14 protein-coding genes and 1 tRNA gene are annotated in these 18,141 nt (G+C 63.8%); 8 read left to right on the plus strand and 7 right to left on the minus strand.

The genetic code is table 11. The features are described from left to right. Positions 1-108: 108 nt before the first annotated feature. Positions 109-198 (minus strand) — tRNA-Ser (locus IVA82_RS33555). Positions 199-392: 194 nt separating this feature from the next. Between IVA82_RS33555 and IVA82_RS33560 the strand changes: the two genes are divergently transcribed. Continuing rightward, positions 393-734, plus strand: a complete 342-nt coding sequence (locus IVA82_RS33560) for a hypothetical protein (protein WP_247389880.1) — start codon at positions 393-395, stop codon at positions 732-734. A gap of 114 nt (positions 735-848) precedes the next feature. On the opposite strand, the gene IVA82_RS33565 is transcribed toward IVA82_RS33560, so the two are convergent. From IVA82_RS33565 to IVA82_RS33575, 3 genes are all read right to left on the minus strand, one after another. Next, entirely contained in the window at positions 849-2,312 is a 1,464-nt protein-coding gene (locus tag IVA82_RS33565; RefSeq protein ID WP_247389879.1) for a trehalose-6-phosphate synthase, read from the minus strand. Positions 2,313-2,536: 224 nt separating this feature from the next. Further along, positions 2,537-3,361 (minus strand): trehalose-phosphatase, encoded by an 825-nt coding sequence (gene otsB, locus IVA82_RS33570; RefSeq protein ID WP_247389878.1) that lies wholly within the window; start codon positions 3,359-3,361, stop codon positions 2,537-2,539. 4 nt (positions 3,362-3,365) lie between these two features. Continuing rightward, on the minus strand, positions 3,366-4,853 hold the full coding sequence (locus IVA82_RS33575) for an MFS transporter (RefSeq protein ID WP_247389915.1): 1,488 nt from the start codon (positions 4,851-4,853) through the stop codon (positions 3,366-3,368). 175 nt (positions 4,854-5,028) lie between these two features. Here IVA82_RS33575 and IVA82_RS33580 point away from each other — a divergent pair, with 175 nt between their 5' ends. Beyond that, positions 5,029-5,433 carry a DUF3175 domain-containing protein gene (locus IVA82_RS33580; RefSeq protein ID WP_247389877.1) on the plus strand — a complete coding sequence of 135 codons (405 nt, stop codon included), beginning with the start codon at positions 5,029-5,031 and terminating at the stop codon, positions 5,431-5,433. A 219-nt stretch (positions 5,434-5,652) separates the two neighbouring features. On the opposite strand, the gene IVA82_RS33585 is transcribed toward IVA82_RS33580, so the two are convergent. Both IVA82_RS33585 and IVA82_RS33590 read right to left on the minus strand, forming a co-directional pair. After that, positions 5,653-7,701 (minus strand): HAMP domain-containing methyl-accepting chemotaxis protein, encoded by a 2,049-nt coding sequence (locus IVA82_RS33585; RefSeq protein WP_247389876.1) that lies wholly within the window; start codon positions 7,699-7,701, stop codon positions 5,653-5,655. Positions 7,702-8,055: 354 nt separating this feature from the next. Then, positions 8,056-10,095, minus strand: coding sequence for a HAMP domain-containing methyl-accepting chemotaxis protein (locus tag IVA82_RS33590; protein ID WP_247389875.1), 2,040 nt, complete (start codon positions 10,093-10,095; stop codon positions 8,056-8,058). Positions 10,096-10,427: 332 nt separating this feature from the next. Here IVA82_RS33590 and IVA82_RS33595 point away from each other — a divergent pair, with 332 nt between their 5' ends. From IVA82_RS33595 to IVA82_RS33610, 4 genes are all read left to right on the plus strand, one after another. After that, positions 10,428-10,913 carry a (2Fe-2S)-binding protein gene (locus tag IVA82_RS33595; RefSeq protein WP_148744328.1) on the plus strand — a complete coding sequence of 162 codons (486 nt, stop codon included), beginning with the start codon at positions 10,428-10,430 and terminating at the stop codon, positions 10,911-10,913. An 85-nt stretch (positions 10,914-10,998) separates the two neighbouring features. After that, positions 10,999-13,341, plus strand: a complete 2,343-nt coding sequence (locus IVA82_RS33600; RefSeq protein ID WP_247389874.1) for a xanthine dehydrogenase family protein molybdopterin-binding subunit — start codon at positions 10,999-11,001, stop codon at positions 13,339-13,341. A 14-nt stretch (positions 13,342-13,355) separates the two neighbouring features. Next, positions 13,356-14,156 (plus strand): xanthine dehydrogenase family protein subunit M, encoded by an 801-nt coding sequence (locus IVA82_RS33605; RefSeq protein ID WP_247389873.1) that lies wholly within the window; start codon positions 13,356-13,358, stop codon positions 14,154-14,156. A gap of 285 nt (positions 14,157-14,441) precedes the next feature. Then, positions 14,442-15,566 (plus strand): CaiB/BaiF CoA-transferase family protein, encoded by a 1,125-nt coding sequence (locus tag IVA82_RS33610; RefSeq protein ID WP_247389872.1) that lies wholly within the window; start codon positions 14,442-14,444, stop codon positions 15,564-15,566. Positions 15,567-15,793: 227 nt separating this feature from the next. Here IVA82_RS33610 and hppD read toward each other — a convergent pair whose 3' ends face one another. Continuing rightward, entirely contained in the window at positions 15,794-16,909 is a 1,116-nt protein-coding gene (gene hppD / locus IVA82_RS33615; protein WP_247389871.1) for a 4-hydroxyphenylpyruvate dioxygenase, read from the minus strand. Positions 16,910-17,030: 121 nt separating this feature from the next. On the opposite strand from hppD, the gene IVA82_RS33620 reads away from it, so the two are divergent. Together IVA82_RS33620 and IVA82_RS33625 are read left to right on the plus strand one after the other, a co-directional pair. Beyond that, positions 17,031-17,510, plus strand: a complete 480-nt coding sequence (locus tag IVA82_RS33620) for an Lrp/AsnC family transcriptional regulator (protein WP_247389870.1) — start codon at positions 17,031-17,033, stop codon at positions 17,508-17,510. 76 nt (positions 17,511-17,586) lie between these two features. Next, positions 17,587-17,898 carry a DUF1272 domain-containing protein gene (locus tag IVA82_RS33625; protein ID WP_247389869.1) on the plus strand — a complete coding sequence of 104 codons (312 nt, stop codon included), beginning with the start codon at positions 17,587-17,589 and terminating at the stop codon, positions 17,896-17,898. The last annotated feature ends 243 nt before the right edge of the window (positions 17,899-18,141 follow it).

Consider the following 18,141-nt stretch of genomic DNA (forward strand, 5'->3'; position numbering starts at 1 on the left):
GGAGTAAATGACCTTGCAACAGCCCGACAACCCGATCGGCACGAGGTTGTCACCCATGTCTTAGGTACGAGCTGTTACCTATGTCTCCGGTCTGGACACGATGCAGGCTGGCGGAGAGAGTGGGATTCGAACCCACGGTACGGTTTCCCGCACACACGCTTTCCAAGCGTGCGCCTTAAGCCACTCGGCCATCTCTCCGGAGCGCTCTCTCTTGAAGGGGCGCCAATGATTTTGCAAGGGATCGCGGGTAAATCGGGTGAATTTTCCGTAAGCTATTGTATTTTATAGAGAATCTCTGCACCCACCAAGCAGCCTGGAACCGCCCGTTGGCTGAACCGGGGACCGGTTTGACACGACGATTCTACAGAGAACGCCAACCGCCTGGGGACGCCGTGACCATCCGCAACACCATCGCCGCGCTCAGCTTGATTTCGCCCCTTGGCGCCGCCTTCGCCGCGCCGGCTCTGGCGCAGGTCTGCACGCGCCAAGGGGCCGAAATCAGCTGCGACGATGGGCGGCGGGGGATGCTTTCGGGCGACGCCATCATCTGGCCGGACGGCACGCGTTCGAGCCCCTCGCGGCATCCGAGCGTGATCATCGGCAACAAGAGTTCGGTGCATATCGGGCCCGGCGTGTTCGTCGGCCAGGGCAACGGCATGGTGCCGCTGGATGATCCCAACGCGCCGAATAAGCGGCGCTGCGCGATTCTGGATGGGGTATCGTATTGTTATTGAGGTGCTCGGCAGTACGAGGCCGTCATGCCCGAGCTTCCAGGTTCTTACAGCCCGCGGCAAGACGCGCCGGGTCAAGCCCGGCAATGACGAGTGGATAGAGCCCCTCAGGAGAATTCAGATCAACCGCACGCCGGAGATCGCCGACTTCAGCCAGCGCAGCGCTTGCGGCGGCTGGGCGGCGAGCGGAGCGACCGCGGCCTTTTCGGTGCGGCACTTTTCCAGCTCGGCAACGAAATCGGCGGACCATTGCTGGATGGTGTGGCCGCGCAGCTTCTTCATCATCGCGTCCCAGCGCATCTTGCGCTCGGTGAGCGGCATCGCGGCAGCGACCGCGATCGTGCGCGCCATGCCGTCGATGTCGTGCGGATTGACCAACAACGCGGTGTCGAGCTCGTTGGCGGCGCCGGCGAATTTCGACAGCACCAGCACGCCGGGATCGGCCGGGTTTTGGGCGGCGACATATTCCTTGGCAACGAGGTTCATACCGTCATGCAGCGGTGTCACCACACCGATCTGGGCGGTGCGATAGAGACCCGCGAGAACGGTCTGGCTGAAGCCCTTGTTGAGATAGCGGATCGGCGTCCAGTCGACCTCGCCATGGCGGCCGTTGACGTCGGTAACTAGGCGCGCGACTTCGTTCTGGAGATTGCCATAGGCCTCGATGGCTCCACGCGAGGGGTTAGCGATCTGCAGCAGCGAGATGCCGCGCGCGAGCTGCGGATAACTGGTCCAGAGCCGATCGAACGCGCTGATGCGATTGACGAGGCCCTTGGAATAGTCAAGCCGATCCACGCCGATCGCGAGCCGCTCGCCATTGAGGCTGCGGCGCAGCCGCGATACGTCGGGATGGGAGGCCGATTTCGCGGCATAGACGGCGAACTTCTCGGCATCGATGCCGATCGGAAATACTTGGCAGCGCGTGCGGCCATGCTGCGAGCTGACAATCCCATCCTCAATGGTGAGGCCGAGCTCGCCGCCGACATAACCGAGAAAATTCTCGCAATCCTCCTGGGTCTGGAAGCCGATGAGATCGTAGGCCAGCATCGCCGTGAGCAGCTCGCGATGATTTGGCACGCCCTGCATCACAGCGGTCACGGGCCACGGCGTGTGCAGGAAGAAGCCGATCGGGTCGTCGACGCCGAGGTCGCGCAGCTCGGCGCCGAGCGCGAGGAAATGATAATCCTGCACCCAGAACGCGGTCCGGGGCTTGCGGAAGCGCAACAAAGCGCGCGCCATGAAGGCGTTGACCTCGCGATAGCTAAGATAGTCGTCCTGGGAAACGCGGATCAGATCGCTGCGCGAATGCAGGGCCGGCCACAGCGCCGAATTGGCAAAGCCTTCGTAATAGCCGCCATAATGCGCCGCAGGCAGATCCAGCGTCGCGATCGCGCCCGTGCCGAGCGCCTCGATCTCGGCGAACGGTTCCTTCTGATGGCCGTCGCGCACGCGGCCGGAGGACCCCACCCAGATCGCTCCCGAATGTTCCACCACCGGGAGCAAGGCCGCAGCCAAGCCCCCCGTCATGGGTTCGTTGGGTTTGCCGCGCGCAACTCGATTTGAAACGACGACTAAGTTCACAGGTCGTCCCCTCCTGTTCATTCCACCCCGTTTAACTGACGTTCATCAATATGGTTCCTGATCATCGTTTCAACCGATTGAAACCAAAATCGGGCGGGCACGTTGGAACCGCCTTGGCTCGCGGAACCCCTGGATTCTGCTGCAAGAAAAGAGTTGTGGCTATATTGCTGTGCAACGGAACTGCGCAGCTCGCATTGTGTCGAGCGCCAGGGCCCGTCTTGCTTTTACCTAGTGTCATCCAGCAGACGCGCGAGAAACTCACGCACGTCGCTCGGCGCATCGAAGTGACCGTCGACGCCGATGGCGCGACGACCGACCGAGAAGGCGAGCCCCTTCACGTCCGGCATGATCGCGAACACGGTTTCGTCGGTGACGTCGTCGCCGATGAAGATCGGGCGGCGCCCCCTGAACGGTTCATGCTTCAAGAGTTCCCGCACGCCGGTCGCCTTGGTGAATCCGGAATGCTTGATCTCGCAGACGAACTTGCCGGGCAGCACCTCGATTGGCGCGTTGGGCAGGTCGGCGCGGATCAGCGAGACGGCCTCGAAGATCGCCTTCTCCGCATGTGGCGCGAGGCGATAGTGCAGCGCCAGCGAATAACCTTTGTCCTCGAGCAGAATGCCGGGGCTGAGCTTCGCGATCGCGGCGAGCCGCCGCTTCAATTCCTTGTCCATTGGCGGGGCGTGCGCGGCCGCGGCTTCATTGTCCACCGACAAGCGCATTTCCGCACCGTGGCCGCCGACCGCGCGATAGACATCGGGCGCGAAGATCAGGTCGATGTCGTTGAGCGAGCGGCCGCTGACCAGCGCCAGCGCGCCTGACGTGCGTTCGACCAGCCGGTTCAGGGTGTTCGACAGCCCCGGCGGCACCCAGACCTCGCGCGGCGTCGGCATCAACTCGAGCAGCGTGCCGTCGACATCGAGCAGGATCGCGGTCTTATCGAGATGCGGCACGAGCGCATGCGGCACCGGCACCGCGTCCGGCGCCTCGCCGTCATCGGGCAGGATGCGCTTTTGATCGAATGTCATTTCCGCCAGTTCCGATTTCATCAGCTTACTCCATAAAGGCGAGCGGGCGCGCGACTTGTTCGAGCGATTTGCGCTCCGCCGAGACGGCATAACGCCACGCCACGATCGCGGCTGCGATCATCAGGATTGCCCCCAGCAAATAGCCGGCGAACACGCTGTTGCGTGATCCCGTGTCGATCAGCACGCCGAACAGTGCCGGCCCGATCACACCGCCGATGCCGGTGCCAACCGCGTAGAACACCGCGATCGCCAGCGCGCGGACCTCCAGCGGAAAGGTCTCGCTGACAGTGAGGTAGGCCGCGCTTGCAGCCGGCGACGCAAAGAAGAAGATCACCATCCAGGCGATGGTCTGGCCCTGTGCGCTCAAGGCGCCGATCGAGAACAGGTAGCCCGACAGCGCCAGCAACAGGCCCGAGATGCCATAGGTGAGCATGATCATGGTGCGGCGGCCGAGCGTGTCGAACAGGCGGCCGAGCAGCAGCGGGCCGAGGAAGTTGCCGGCCGCGAACGGCAGCAGATACCAGCCGACGTGATCGGCGCTGATGCCATAGAAGTCGGTCAGCACCAGCGCAAAGGTGAAGAAGATCGCATTGTAGAAGAAGGCCTGGGCGCTCATCAGCACGAGACCGACCAGCGCGCGCTGGCGGTATGTGAAGAACAGCGTGTGCACAACCTCGCCCAGCGGGGTGTGGTCGCGCATCTTCAAGCGGACCATGGTGAAGCGTCCGTCGGTTGCATCCTGGCCGCACCCGACGACAGAGCGCTCGATCTCGTCGACGATCGCATGGGCCTGATCAGGCCGGCCGTGAACCATCAGCCAGCGCGGGCTCTCGGGAATCCACATCCGCATCAGCAATACCACAAGCCCGATGGTTGCGCCGATCAGATAAGCGAGGCGCCAGCCCAGATCGGGTCCGATCACCGCGGGATCGAGCAGCACGATGGCGGCGACGGCGCCCATCGCGGCGCCGATCCAGAAGCTTCCATTGATGACGAGATCGGTCCAGCCGCGATAGCGCGCCGGCACCAGTTCCTGGATGGTCGAGTTGATCGCGGTGTATTCGCCGCCGATGCCGGCACCGGTGAGAAATCGGAACAGCGCGTAGCTCGCAATGTCCCAGGACAGCGCGGTCGCGGCGGTTGCTGAGAGATAGACCGCGAGTGTGATGAAGAACAGCTTCTTGCGGCCGATCCGGTCGGTGAGCCAGCCGAAGCCCAGCGCGCCGAGCACCGCGCCGGCGAGATAGGCGGAGTTTGCGACGCCGAGATCGAGATTGGAGAAATGCAGCGCCGGGCTCTGCTTCAGCGCGCCGGAGAGCGCACCGGCGAGCGTCACCTCGAGGCCGTCGAGGATCCACGTGATGCCGAGCGCCAGCACGACGCGGGTGTGAAAGCCGCTCCACGGCAGGGCATCGAGCCGTGACGGAATGCTGGTCTCGACGATGCGCTCCGCCGCGACTGCCGCTGCGACCGAAGGACCAAGATTCAGCGCTGGGCTTTGCTGCAATTCCATCGCGTTGTTGCGTCTAACCAATGCCACGTTGCACGCGACGTGGACCGATTCGATCCGATCAAGAGGGTGCGGCATTCCGTCTGCCACCCGCGACAACGCCTGCGGCGATGGCAGGTTCCCTTGGGAACACCGCCCGGGCTCGTCCGTTTCCGGTGTAGCCGCAAGGAGTTGACGCATGGCTCAAGTCAGAAAGACGACACATTCTCGCAAAACCGGCTCGCGAACCAAAATCGGATCGCGAAAGACAGCGCGTCGGAAGACCAGCGCGCGGAGCAGCACCACCGCGCGCAAGCATTCGAAACGTGCCGCGCCGAAGCGCTGGTCGCAGCGCGTCACCAGGGAGAGCGACGCGCTCGACCTGAAGCGCGGTGTATTCAAGCTGACCAGCCCAAAGAGAATTGCAGCATCGCTGAAGCGCTCGGCCGAGCACAGCTCGCGCCGCAAGACCGGCGCCTATCGCTCTGCGTTGTCGATGCTGACGTTCTATATCAACCGTGCGGGGACGACGCTGCCGAAGGCGCAGCGAACACGGTTGGAGCGCGCGAAGGTGGAGCTGAAACGGGCGTTCGGGAGAGAGTGAGACACGGGACCGCCGCCCTCACTCCGCTCTCGTCCTGGACAAGCGAGCTCCTGGTAACGCGAAGCGTTGTCCAGTAGCGAGCGCTGATCCAGGACCCATTATCCCAGGAAGTTGTTTGGCGAAGACTCGCGGCTACCAGCGCCGCACCACGAGTCCTCCTTGTGGCAATGGGTCCTGGCTTTCGCCAGGACGACATTTGAGGTGGCGGCGGCGGACCGCTTAAGCCGCTCTGATATTCGCCATGAAGCGGTCGAGTTCGGCGCGCAGGCGGGTGCTTTCGGACGACAGCGTCTTGGCCGAGTTCAGCACCTCTTCCGAGGCCGAGCCGGTTTCGGCGGCGCCGCGGTTGACCTGGCCGATATCGGTGGCGGCGGTCTGGGTGCCCTGCGCGACTGTCTGGACGCTGCGGGCAATCTCTTGGGTGGCGGCACCCTGCTGTTCCACCGCACTGGCGATCGAGGTCGAGATCGACGAGATCTGGCCGATCGTGGCCCCAATCTCCTTGATCGCGGCGACCGACTCGGCGGTAGCACCCTGCATCCCCGCGATGTGCGAGGAAATCTCATCCGTCGCCTTCGCGGTCTGGCTCGCCAGCGACTTCACTTCGCTGGCAACCACCGCAAAGCCGCGGCCGGCTTCTCCCGCACGCGCCGCCTCGATGGTGGCGTTGAGCGCGAGAAGATTGGTCTGCTCGGCGATTGCCGTGATCAGCTTGACGACCTCGCCGATCTGCTGGGCGGCATGCGAGAGTTTGCCGATCCGGCTGTCGGTTTCCTTGGCCTGTCCGACCGCGGCCTCGGCGATGCGGCTGGAGTCGCGGACCTGGCGGCCGATCTCCTCGACCGAGGCCGAGAGCTCTTCGGTCGCGGTTGCGACCGACTGCATGTTGGATGACGCCTGCTCAGAAACGTCGGCGACCTGGCCGGACAGGCTCTGCGTGGTCTCTGCGGTGCGGGTCAGCGTCGATGCCGCCGATTCGAGCTGCACGGCGGAGGCCGAGACGTTGGAGACGATGGCGCCGACCGCACTTTCGAAATCATCGGCAAAACGGATCAGCTCGGAGCGGCGGCTTGCGGCCTGCTCCTTGTTCTGGGCTTCGCTCACGGCAGCGTCGTGCTCGGCCTTGGCCACCGCCTGAACCTTGAACTCCTCGACTGCGCCGGCCATCTCGCCGATCTCGTCCCTGCGTCCCAGACCGGGCAGCACCACGTCGAAATTGCCCGAGGCAAGCTCACGCATCGCCTTGCACATCGCGATCATCGGACGCGAGATGCCGTTGCCGAGCAGGAAGGCCAGCGCGGCGCCGATGGCAAGGCCACCCAGCGCCAGCATCAGCATCAGCCGCTCGGTCTCTCCGATCGTCACATTGGCGCTGGCCTCGATGCGCTGCTGGTCGGCGGTCAGGTCCGACCGCAGCTCGGCCGAAAGCTTAAGGATGAACGCCGCCGTCTTGGTCATCTCACCGTTCAGCTTGACGATGATCTTCACGTTCTCCGACAGCTTTGTGAAGGAGGTGCGGTACTGCTTCAAGAGATTGCCGATCTCGGTGACGCGATCGGTGATCTTCTGGTCGTTCGCATAGATCGAGACCAGCAGGGTTTCGAGGAACTTGACGCGCGCGATCACACCGTCGGCGGTCTTCGGCTCCGGCTTGGCGACGAAGGCGCTGACCGAGGTCGAGACCGCGAGATATTGCGAGGTGATGTCCTTGGCCGTGGTCTGAACGGATGCAAGCCCGGCCAGCGCCGCGGTGTCGGCGAGATCGTCGAACTTGAAGCGGATCTTGTTGCCGACGCTGTTCAGCTCATCGCTTGCGATCTTGTTGTTTTCACGCGTCAGCGTGATGATCTCTCCGAACACCTTCGTGAAGCGCTGGAAATCAGCCTCGAGCTTGCCGACCTGCTCGCGCCGCGCCGCGCCTGTCGTGGCGGACATAGTTTTCGAGATCGCCGTCTTCAGATTCTCTTCGGCCGCCTTGGCCGCGGTCTCGTCGTCCGCCGCGCCGGTCAACGTGTAGGCGCGCGCCAGCCCCTGATAGGCGACCAACTCGCGATCGACGGTTCGCGCCAGGTCGGCTTCCGACACGCTGGTGCGGTAGGCGGCCACGGCGCCCGCGATTCGCTCGAAGCCGAAATAGGCGAAGGCCATGCTGACGGCCAGGATGGCGAGCACCGCCACGAAGCCGAGGATGATTTTTGCGCGAAACCGCAAGGTGAGCAGCTTCGCTTTGTTGTTCGGCTTAGATATAGCGGTAGACTTGGCGGACATTCCCCCACCCCATTCCATTCGCGGAAAACCGGCGCAGCCCGGAAGCAGCCCGCTTCCTGACTCGTCTGCACGTTAGGGGGCAAAGGATAAGCGCCGGTAAATTTGCGGCGCCGCAACTTGCGGTTCGGTGACGCGGGGAGATTTGGCCTGGTCCTTCTCCCTCGTCGTCCTGGACAAGCGAGCTCCTGGTAACGCGAAGCGTTGTCCAGTAGCGAGCGCTGATCCAGGACCCATTATCCCAGGAAGTTGTTTGGCGAAGACTCGCGGCTACCAGCGCCGCACCACGAGTCCTCCTTGTGGCAATGGGTCCTGGCTTTCGCCAGGACGACATTTGAGGTGGCGGCGGCGGACCGCTTAAGCCGCTCTGATATTCGCCATGAAGCGGTCGAGTTCGGCGCGCAGGCGGGTGCTTTCGGACGACAGCGTCTTGGCCGAGTTCAGCACCTCTTCCGAGGCCGAGCCGGTTTCGGCGGCGCCGCGGTTGACCTGGCCGATATCGGTGGCGGCGGTCTGGGTGCCCTGCGCGACTGTCTGGACGCTGCGGGCAATCTCTTGGGTGGCGGCACCCTGCTGTTCCACCGCACTGGCGATCGAGGTCGAGATCGACGAGATCTGGCCGATCGTGGCCCCAATCTCCTTGATCGCGGCGACCGACTCGGCGGTAGCACCCTGCATCCCCGCGATGTGCGAGGAAATCTCATCCGTCGCCTTCGCGGTCTGGCTCGCCAGCGACTTCACTTCGCTGGCAACCACCGCAAAGCCGCGGCCGGCTTCTCCCGCACGCGCCGCCTCGATGGTGGCGTTGAGCGCGAGAAGATTGGTCTGCTCGGCGATTGCCGTGATCAGCTTGACGACCTCGCCGATCTGCTGGGCGGCATGCGAGAGTTTGCCGATCCGGCTGTCGGTTTCCTTGGCCTGTCCGACCGCGGCCTCGGCGATGCGGCTGGAGTCGCGGACCTGGCGGCCGATCTCCTCGACCGAGGCCGAGAGCTCTTCGGTCGCGGTTGCGACCGACTGCATGTTGGATGACGCCTGCTCAGAAACGTCGGCGACCTGGCCGGACAGGCTCTGCGTGGTCTCTGCGGTGCGGGTCAGCGTCGATGCCGCCGATTCGAGCTGCACGGCGGAGGCCGAGACGTTGGAGACGATGGCGCCGACCGCACTTTCGAAATCATCGGCAAAACGGATCAGCTCGGAGCGGCGGCTTGCGGCCTGCTCCTTGTTCTGGGCTTCGCTCACGGCAGCGTCGTGCTCGGCCTTGGCCACCGCCTGAACCTTGAACTCCTCGACTGCGCCGGCCATCTCGCCGATCTCGTCCCTGCGTCCCAGACCGGGCAGCACCACGTCGAAATTGCCCGAGGCAAGCTCACGCATCGCCTTGCACATCGCGATCATCGGACGCGAGATGCCGGTGCCGAGCAGGAAGGCCAGGACGGCGCCGAGCAGCGTGCCGCCAACGGCAAGCATCAGGACCAGGTGTTCGGTCTGCCCGATAGTTGCTTCCGACTCTGAATCCAGCCGCTGCTGGTCGGCGACGAGGTCCGCCTTCATGGCGGTCGCCCCCTGAAGGATCGCCCCCGCCGAGCTGCTCATCTCGGTGACGAGCTCATCGACCATCTTGGCGTTGGCGATCAGCTTCTCCAGCGCCTCACGGTAGGCCCCAAGCAGACCCTTGGCGTCCTTCAGCCCGGCGACGATCTTGTCGTCCATGGAATAGACCGCGCCGAGCGAATTCTCGACGAATTTCAGCCGCGCCAGCGCACTGGATGCGATTGCCTGGTCCGATGTCAGCACGAAATTGGTCGCAGCGGAGCTTGCGGTCTGGAACTGGGCATTGACCTGCTTGGTGCCGAACTCGATCGCCTGGGCCTCGGAATCGGAGGCGTTGTTGCCGATATCGTCGAGCTTGTACTTGAGGAGATTTGCATTGCGCGTGAGCTGATTCTGCACCAGCAGCGCGCTGTCGCGCTTGGCCTGGAGCACCTTTGCGAAGGTCGCAGAGAAATTCGAAAACTCCTTGGCGAGCTTGTCCAGGCTCTCCTGCCGGGCCGGCTTCTTGGCACTCTTGACCGCCAAGCCGATGGCGTTCTTCAGGCTGGCCTCGGCATCCAGTGCTGTCTTGGCATCGTCCTCCTTGCCGGTGACGACGAAATATTTGACCGCCGAGCGGTAGGCGAGCAGTTCGCGGTCGATATTGCGGGCGAGATCGGCCTCCGTGACGCTGCTGCGGTAGGACCCGACACCGGACGAGACCCGTTCGAAGCCGAAATAGGCGAACGCCATGCTGCCGGCGGAGATCACCAGCACCGCGGCAAAGCCGAGGATGATCTTGGCGCGGAACCTGAGGGTCGGAAATATGGTGCGCTTCGACGGCGACGCGATACGCCCGGACATTCCAACCCCCATCTTTATGAATAGCCCCGGTCTGGAGGCGCCCCGCCCCCAACCCGATGCGCAAAACTAAGGCAGAATCGATAAGGGGCGGTAAATTCGGCGCACAAGTGCAATTTTTTGGCTTCATCAGCCGAAGACCGGGCGGGCGGGGGACGGGCGGCCGGCATCCCGCGCTGGCGGTCCGTTTGGCCGACCCACCCGCGCAACTTATTGCGCGATCGTCGTGATCGATGACTTTTCCATGACCGGGCGGCCAAAATCGTAGTTGCAAAGTTCCGGGTCGCTGGTCTCTAATTAGAAACAATCAAAATCAATCCCGGGAGGACTTCACCGTGTCTACAGTCAAACTGACAGTGAACGGCAAGGCTGTTGCCGTTGACGTCGAGGACCGCACCTTGCTGGTCCAGCTCCTGCGCGATCACCTCAACCTCACCGGGACCCATGTCGGCTGCGACACCAGCCAGTGCGGTGCCTGCGTCGTGCACATGGACGGCAAGGCGGTGAAATCCTGCACGATGCTGGCGGGACAGGCCGACGGCGCCAACGTCACCACCATCGAAGGCATCGCCAGGGGCGACGAGCTGCACCCCATGCAGGCCGCCTTCCGTGACAATCACGGCCTGCAGTGCGGCTATTGCACGCCAGGCATGATCATGTCGGCGATCGACATCGTGCACCGCCATGGTGGCGAGCTCGACGAGGCGACCGTCCGCCACGAGCTCGAAGGCAATATCTGCCGCTGCACCGGTTACCACAACATCGTCAAAGCCGTGCTGGATGCGGCCGGACGCATGAAGGTTTCGCAGGCGGCCGAGTAATACGGCTCGCCTCGAACAAGAATCACCACCGCCGCTTTCGATGGAAAGGGCGGGCAAAACAGAATTCCGGTCGGGAGGACAGGACATGGGTGTTGAAGGCATCGGCGCAAGCGTCGTGCGCAAGGAAGACAAGCGTTTCATCACCGGCAAGGGCCGGTACGTCGACGACATCAAATTGCAGGGCATGACCCATGCCCATTTCATCAGAAGCCCGCATGCGCATGCCAAGGTGAAGGGGATCGACTCCGCCGAGGCGCTGAAGATGCCGGGCGTGGTCGCGGTGCTTACCGGGCAGCAAATCGTCGACGACAAGGTCGGCAACCTCATCTGCGGCTGGGCCATCACGTCGAAGGACGGCAGCCCGATGAAGATGGGCGCATGGCCGGCGATGGCGCCAGAGACGGTGCGGTTCGTCGGTCAGGCCGTCGCGGTTGTGATCGCCGAGAGCAAGAATCTGGCGCGCGATGCAGCCGAGGCCGTAGTCGTCAATTATGAGGAGCTGCCGGCGGTCGCCGACGTGCATGCCGCGATCAAGGCCGGCGCGCCGCAGCTTCATCCCGAGGCGCCCGGCAACCAGGTTTATGACTGGGTCATCGGCGATGAAGGCGCCACCGACGCCGCCTTCTCGAAGGCCGCCAATGTGGTCAAGCTCGACGTCACCAACAACCGCCTCGCGCCCAATGCGATGGAGCCGCGCGCGGCGATCGCCGATTACGATTCGGCGGAGGAGCATTTCACGCTCTACACGACGTCGCAGAATCCCCACGTCGCCCGCCTCGTGCTGTCGGCATTCTACAACATCGCGCCCGAGCACAAGCTACGCGTGATCGCGCCCGACGTCGGCGGCGGCTTCGGCTCGAAGATCTTCATCTATCCCGAAGAGATGGTGGCGCTGTGGGCCTCGAAGAAGGTCGGCCGTCCCGTGAAATGGACCGGCGACCGCACCGAGGCCTTCCTCACCGACGCGCATGGCCGCGACCATGTCACCCATGCCGAGATGGCATTCGACGCCAACAACAAGATCACCGGCTTGAAGGTGAAGACCTACGCGAATTTCGGCGCCTACATGTCGTTGTTCTCGTCGTCGGTCCCGACCTATCTGTATGCGACGCTGCTGTCGGGCCAGTACAACATCCCGGCGATCCATGCCGAGGTGATCGGGGTCTATACCAACACCACCCCGGTCGACGCCTATCGCGGCGCGGGCCGCCCCGAGGCGAGCTATCTGATCGAGCGGCTGATGGAGACGGCGGCGCGGCAGTTGAAGATCGATCCGGCCGCGCTGCGCCAGCAGAACTTCATCACCCAATTCCCGCACCAGACGCCCGTGATCATGGCCTATGACACCGGCGACTTTAACGCCTCGCTCGATGCCGCGATGAAGGCGATCGACTATGCCGGCTTTGCCGCACGCAAGGCCAAGGCGAAAGCCGACGGCAAGCTGCGCGGCATCGGCGTATCCTGCTACATCGAGGCCTGCGGCATCGCGCCCTCGAAGGCGGTCGGCAGCCTGGGCGCCGGCGTCGGCTTGTGGGAATCCGCCGAGGTGCGCGTCAACCCGGTCGGCACCATTGAGATCCTCACGGGCTCGCACAGCCACGGTCAGGGTCACGAGACCACGTTCTGCCAGCTCGTCGCGGAGCGACTCGGCGTTCCCATCAGCCAGGTCTCGATCGTCCATGGCGACACCGACAAGGTGCAGTTCGGCATGGGCACCTACGGCTCGCGCTCCGCGGCCGTCGGTCTCACCGCGATCCTCAAGGCCATGGAGAAGATGGAAGCCAAGGCCAAGAAGATCGCCGCGCATGCGCTGGAGGCATCGGAAGCCGACATCGTCATCGAGAACGGCGAATTCAAGGTGACTGGCACCGACAAGGCGATCGCGCTGCCGATGGTCGCGCTCGCGGCCTACACCGCGCACAATCTGCCTGATGGGATGGAGCCGGGCCTGAAGGAGAGCGCCTTCTACGATCCGACCAACTTCACCTTCCCGGCAGGGGCGTACATCTGTGAGGTCGAGGTCGATCCCGGCACCGGCAAGACCTCCTTCGTCAACTTCGTTGCGGCCGACGATTTCGGCCGGCTGATCAACCCGATGATCGTCGAGGGCCAGGTCCATGGCGGCCTCGCTCAAGGCATCGGGCAGGCGCTGCTCGAGCACGCCATCTATGATGCCAACGGCCAGCCAGTCACGGCCTCGTTCATGGACTACTCCATGCCGCGCGCCGACGATTTGCCGTCGTTCAAGCTCTCCCACACCACGACGCTCTGCCCGGGCAATCCCTTGGGCATCAAGGGTTGCGGTGAGGCCGGCGCGATCGGCGCCTCTGCGGCCGTGATCAACGCGATCACGGATGCGATCGGCAAGAACAATCTGGAAATGCCTGCCACCCCGGATCGGGTGTGGCGCACGATCCACGCGGCCTGAGAGGAGCATCAAAGATGTATCAGACCACTTATCATCGCGCCTCCTCGGTCGACGAGGCCACCGCTCTCTTCGCGAAGGGTAGCGAGGCGAAATTTCTCGCCGGTGGCCAGACGCTGCTGCCGGTCATGAAGCAGCGGCTCGCCAGCCCGTCGGATGTGATCGATCTCGGCAAGATCAAGGAGTTGATCGGCATCGAGGTCTCGGGCGACACGCTGACCGTCAAGGCCGCAACACCGCATTACGACGTCGCGACCAGCGACGCCGTGAAGAAGGCGATACCCGCGCTTACCTATCTGGCGTCGCTGATCGGCGATCCCGCCGTGCGATACCGCGGCACGATCGGCGGCTCGATCGCTAACAACGATCCCGCCGCGGATTATCCCGCCGCGCTGCTCGCGCTCGGCGCCACCGTGAAGACTAACAAGCGGTCGATTGCGGCGGAGGATTTCTTCAAGGGCCTGTTCACGACCGCCCTCGAGGACGGCGAGATCATCACGTCGGTGTCGTTCCCGGTTCCGCAGAAGGCGGGCTACGCCAAGATGCCGCATCCCGCCTCGCGCTTCGCGCTGACCGCCGTCTTCGTCGCGCAGACGAAAACGGGCGAGATCCGCGTCGCCGCGACCGGCGCTTCACAGAGCGGCGTAATGCGGGTGTCCGCGATCGAGGCCGCGCTGAAGGCGAACTGGTCGCCGTCAGCCATCGACGGCGTGAGCATTTCGGCAACCAATCTGCTGTCAGATATCCACGGCACAGCAGAGTACCGTGCCAATCTGATCAAGGTGATGGCGCAACGCGCCGTAGCCGCGGCGGGCTGACAAGCATGATCCGGAAAAGTGTGCAGCGGTTTTCCGGAAGGATCATGCTCAGATGAAGCGGCTAAGGCGCGATCATGATCGCGCCTTAGCGCTTCAACACAAATTTTCCGCGGCGCGCACTTCGGTGCGCGCCCTTTTTTCGGCCATACGGCATGAAAACCGCTTGCCTCGCTGGCGTGAAGGCGGGAAAAGTTAATCAGCCAATTAACTCGCCCCACAGAGGAACGTCCCGAGCGCCTGCCGATTATTGGCGATCCGCGCCTCGAGACCCGAGGAAACAACAACGTGCTCGACAAATCAGCCCAAGAAAAATCAGAAGGCTCCTCCGTCCGCACCTTCGGCCCGCTTTCAGGCTTCCGCATCGTCGAATTCGCCGGCATCGGCCCGGGTCCGTTCGCCTGCATGATGCTGGCCGACATGGGCGCCGAGGTCGTTACCCTCGACCGCGTCGGCGCGAAGAAGAGCATGAAGTCGGTGGCCGGACGCGGCCGCAAGGTGGTCGAGCTCGACCTCAAGGACAAGGCGGCAATCGCGGAGGTGCTCGACCTGCTTGCCAACGCCGACGCGCTGGTCGAAGGCTTTCGCCCCGGCGTGATGGAGCGGCTCGGGCTCGGCCCTGACGTGGTGCTCGCCCGCAATCCAAAGCTCGTCTACGGCCGCATGACCGGCTGGGGCCAGGAAGGCCCGCTCGCCAACGCCGCCGGCCACGACATCAATTACATTTCGATCACCGGCGCGCTCGCCGCGATCGGCACCAAAGAAGCGCCGGTGCCGCCGCTCAACCTGGTCGGCGATTTCGGCGGCGGCGCGCTCTATCTCGTCGTCGGTGTGCTCGCCGCGCTCTTGGAAGCCTCGAGGTCGGGTAAGGGCCAGGTGGTCGATGCCGCAATGTGCGACGGCGCGGCATCGCTGATGTCGTTCTTCTTCGACATGACTACGATCGGCCGCTGGACCGAAGGCCGCAACCAGAATTTCCTCGATGGCGGCGCGCATTTCTACGGCGTCTACGAATGCGCCTGCGGCCATTTCGTCTCAATCGGCTCGATCGAACCGCAGTTCTATGCGCTGCTGCGCGAGCACGCGGGGCTGACCGACGCCGATTTCGACGCGCAGATGGACCGCAAGGCCTGGCCCGCGCTGAAGGAGAAGCTGAAGGCCGTGTTCAAGAGCAAGACGCGCGAGGACTGGTGCAAGATCATGGAAGGCACCGACATCTGCTTCGCGCCGGTGCTGACCATGTCGGAGGCGACCGAGCATCCGCACATGGTCGCCCGCAACGTCTTCATCGAGCGCCACGGCGTGAAGCAGCCGGCGCCGGCGCCGCGGTTCTCGCGCACGCCCTCGGCGGTTCGTGAGCCGGAGGCGGCGGAGATCGGGGCGGTGACGGAGGCGTGGAAGGCGGGAAGATAAACTCCCGGCCACACCCCAACCACCTCCCGTCATCCCGGACAAGCGCGCCCTAAGCGCGCGCCGATCCGGGATCCATAACCACAGGCCGATGTGGTTGCGAAGGCTCGGAGTTGACGCCTCGCGCCACGACTACGTCCTGTGGATATGGGTCCCGGATCTACGCGCGCTTTGCGCGCTTGTCCGGGACGACACCTGTTGGTTGGCCGCAGTCGGTCCAACGCGACGGCCTAAGCCGCATCCACCTTCAGCACCCCACGCCGGATCTGGTCTTCCTCGATCGACTCGAACAGGGCCTTGAAATTGCCCTCGCCAAAGCCGTCATCGCCCTTGCGCTGGATGAACTCGAAGAAGATCGGGCCAATCGCGTTGGCCGAAAAGATCTGGAGCAGCACCTTGGTCTGGCCGCCGTCGACGACGCCCTCGCCGTCGATCAGGATGCCATTCTTCTGAAGTCGCGCAACGTCCTCGCCGTGCTTCGGCAGACGCGCGTCGATCCGCTCGAAATAGGTGGCGGGCGGAGCCGGCATGAACGGCAGGCCGGTGTCGCGCAGGCCTTCGATCGTGCTGTGGATGTTGCGGCAGCCGCAGGCGATGTGCTGGATGCCTTCGCCGCGATAGATCTTCAGATATTCCTCGATCTGGCCGGAATCACCGGCGTCCTCGTTGATCGGAATCCGGATCTTGCCGTCGGGACTGGTCAGCGCCCGCGAGAACAGGCCCGAGGCACGTCCTTCGATGTCGAAGAAGCGGATCTGGTGGAAATTGAAGAGCTTCTCATAGAAGCTGGTCCACACATCCATGCGGCCGCGATGGACGTTATGGGTGAGGTGGTCGAGATAGAACAGGCCGGCACCTTCGGGACGCGGATCGCGGGCGCCGAGCCAATCGAACTCGGCATCATAGGCCGAGCCCTTGGCGCCATAGCGATCGACGAAATAGAGCAGGCTGCCGCCGATGCCCTTGATCGCGGGGACATCGAGCGTCTTCCGCGCGGATGACACGTCGGCCGGTTCGGCGCCGAGCGCAATGGCCCGATCATAAGCCGCCTTGGTATCGACGACGCGGAACGCCATCGACGGCGCGCAGGGGCCATGCGCGGCGACAAAGTCGTAACCGTGGGTGCCTAGCTCCTCGTTGACGAGATAGTTGATGTCGCCCTGGCGATAGACCGTGATTGCCTTGCTCTTGTGGCGCGCGACGGGCGCATAGCCCATCAGCTTGAACAGCGCGTGCAGCTCTTCCGGATTGGGGTGCGCATATTCGACGAACTCGAACCCGTCGGTGCCCATCGGATTGTCGGCGCTGATCGTGGCCGGCGGTGCATCGTGCGGAAACGGACCCATGGTGCTCTCCCAAATTGCTGCTGCCCTGAACTATCCTTCATCAAGCGCGCAAAGAGCGTGCAAATGGGATGCAATTTCGCTACTCTATGCATGGTTTGTGCATGGATTGGACATTTTGCGCATGATTTCGATAGACGCCTTCGACCTCAAGATCCTGAGCGCCCTCCAGGACGACGGCCGCCTCACCAACCAGGAGCTCGCCGAGCTCGCAGGCTTATCCGCCTCGCAATGCTCGCGGCGGCGGATGCGGCTGGAGGAGGAGAAGGTGATCGCGGGCTATCACGCCGACCTCTCCAGCGAGGCGCTCGGCTTCGGCGTGGTCGCCTTCATCCAGGTGACGCTCGCTACCCATTCGCCGGACAATTCCAAGCGCTTCCGCATGCTCGTGGGCCGCATCGACGAGATCCAGGAGGCCTATTCGCTCACCGGCGACGCCGACTATGTGCTGAAGGCCGTGCTGCGCGACCTCAAGGGCCTCTCCAACCTCGTCAACGACGTGCTGATGCCGCACCAGAGCGTGGCGCATGTGCGCTCCTCGATCGTGCTTAATAGGCTAAAGGAGAGCACGCGGCTGCCGCTGAAGGAGCTGAAGGCTGGCTGAAATCGAGGGAAATGCGGCATTCGCGATTCCTGCCTGATTTGCGATGATGCGTTCGCTTCGAGCGAGGGCTTTCGAGATGGCGCTGCAACTCCGACCGAATTGCGAGTATTGCGATCGCGACCTGCCGCCGAATGCAACGGATGCGCGGATCTGCTCCTATGAATGCACGTTTTGCGCGGAGTGTGTCGAGACGAAACTGTCCAACGTCTGCCCGAACTGCGGCGGCGGCTTTGCCCCGCGCCCGATCCGCCCCACGCAGGAGTGGCGGCCGGGCGTGTGCACGTCCAAGCAGGCGCCATCAGACAAGCGAGTGCATCTCAAGCACAGTGTCGAGGACGTCGCGGCGCATTGCACGAGGATACGTGAGGTGCCGCCGGAGAAGCGGTAAGATGCCTCCACATCGTCATTGCGAGCGCAGCGGTCGCGGTAGGGACGCTCATTGCTGAGCGCCCCCCGCACAGATCCGTACGTGCGGCTTTCCCGCATACGGCTCCCACCTCGGGTGAGTGACGGCGAAGCGTGCTCGCGGCCAAGGATGACGGATGTTGGGCCTGGGGAGGCAGTCACAGGCGAGGCGACTGATCGTCTCCCACCTCATGCCATCGGTCTGGCTGCGGCGCCGGAGCGTGCG

Origin of the sequence: Bradyrhizobium sp. 142, from assembly GCF_023074015.1 — a bacterium.
Lineage (GTDB): Bacteria > Pseudomonadota > Alphaproteobacteria > Rhizobiales > Xanthobacteraceae > Bradyrhizobium.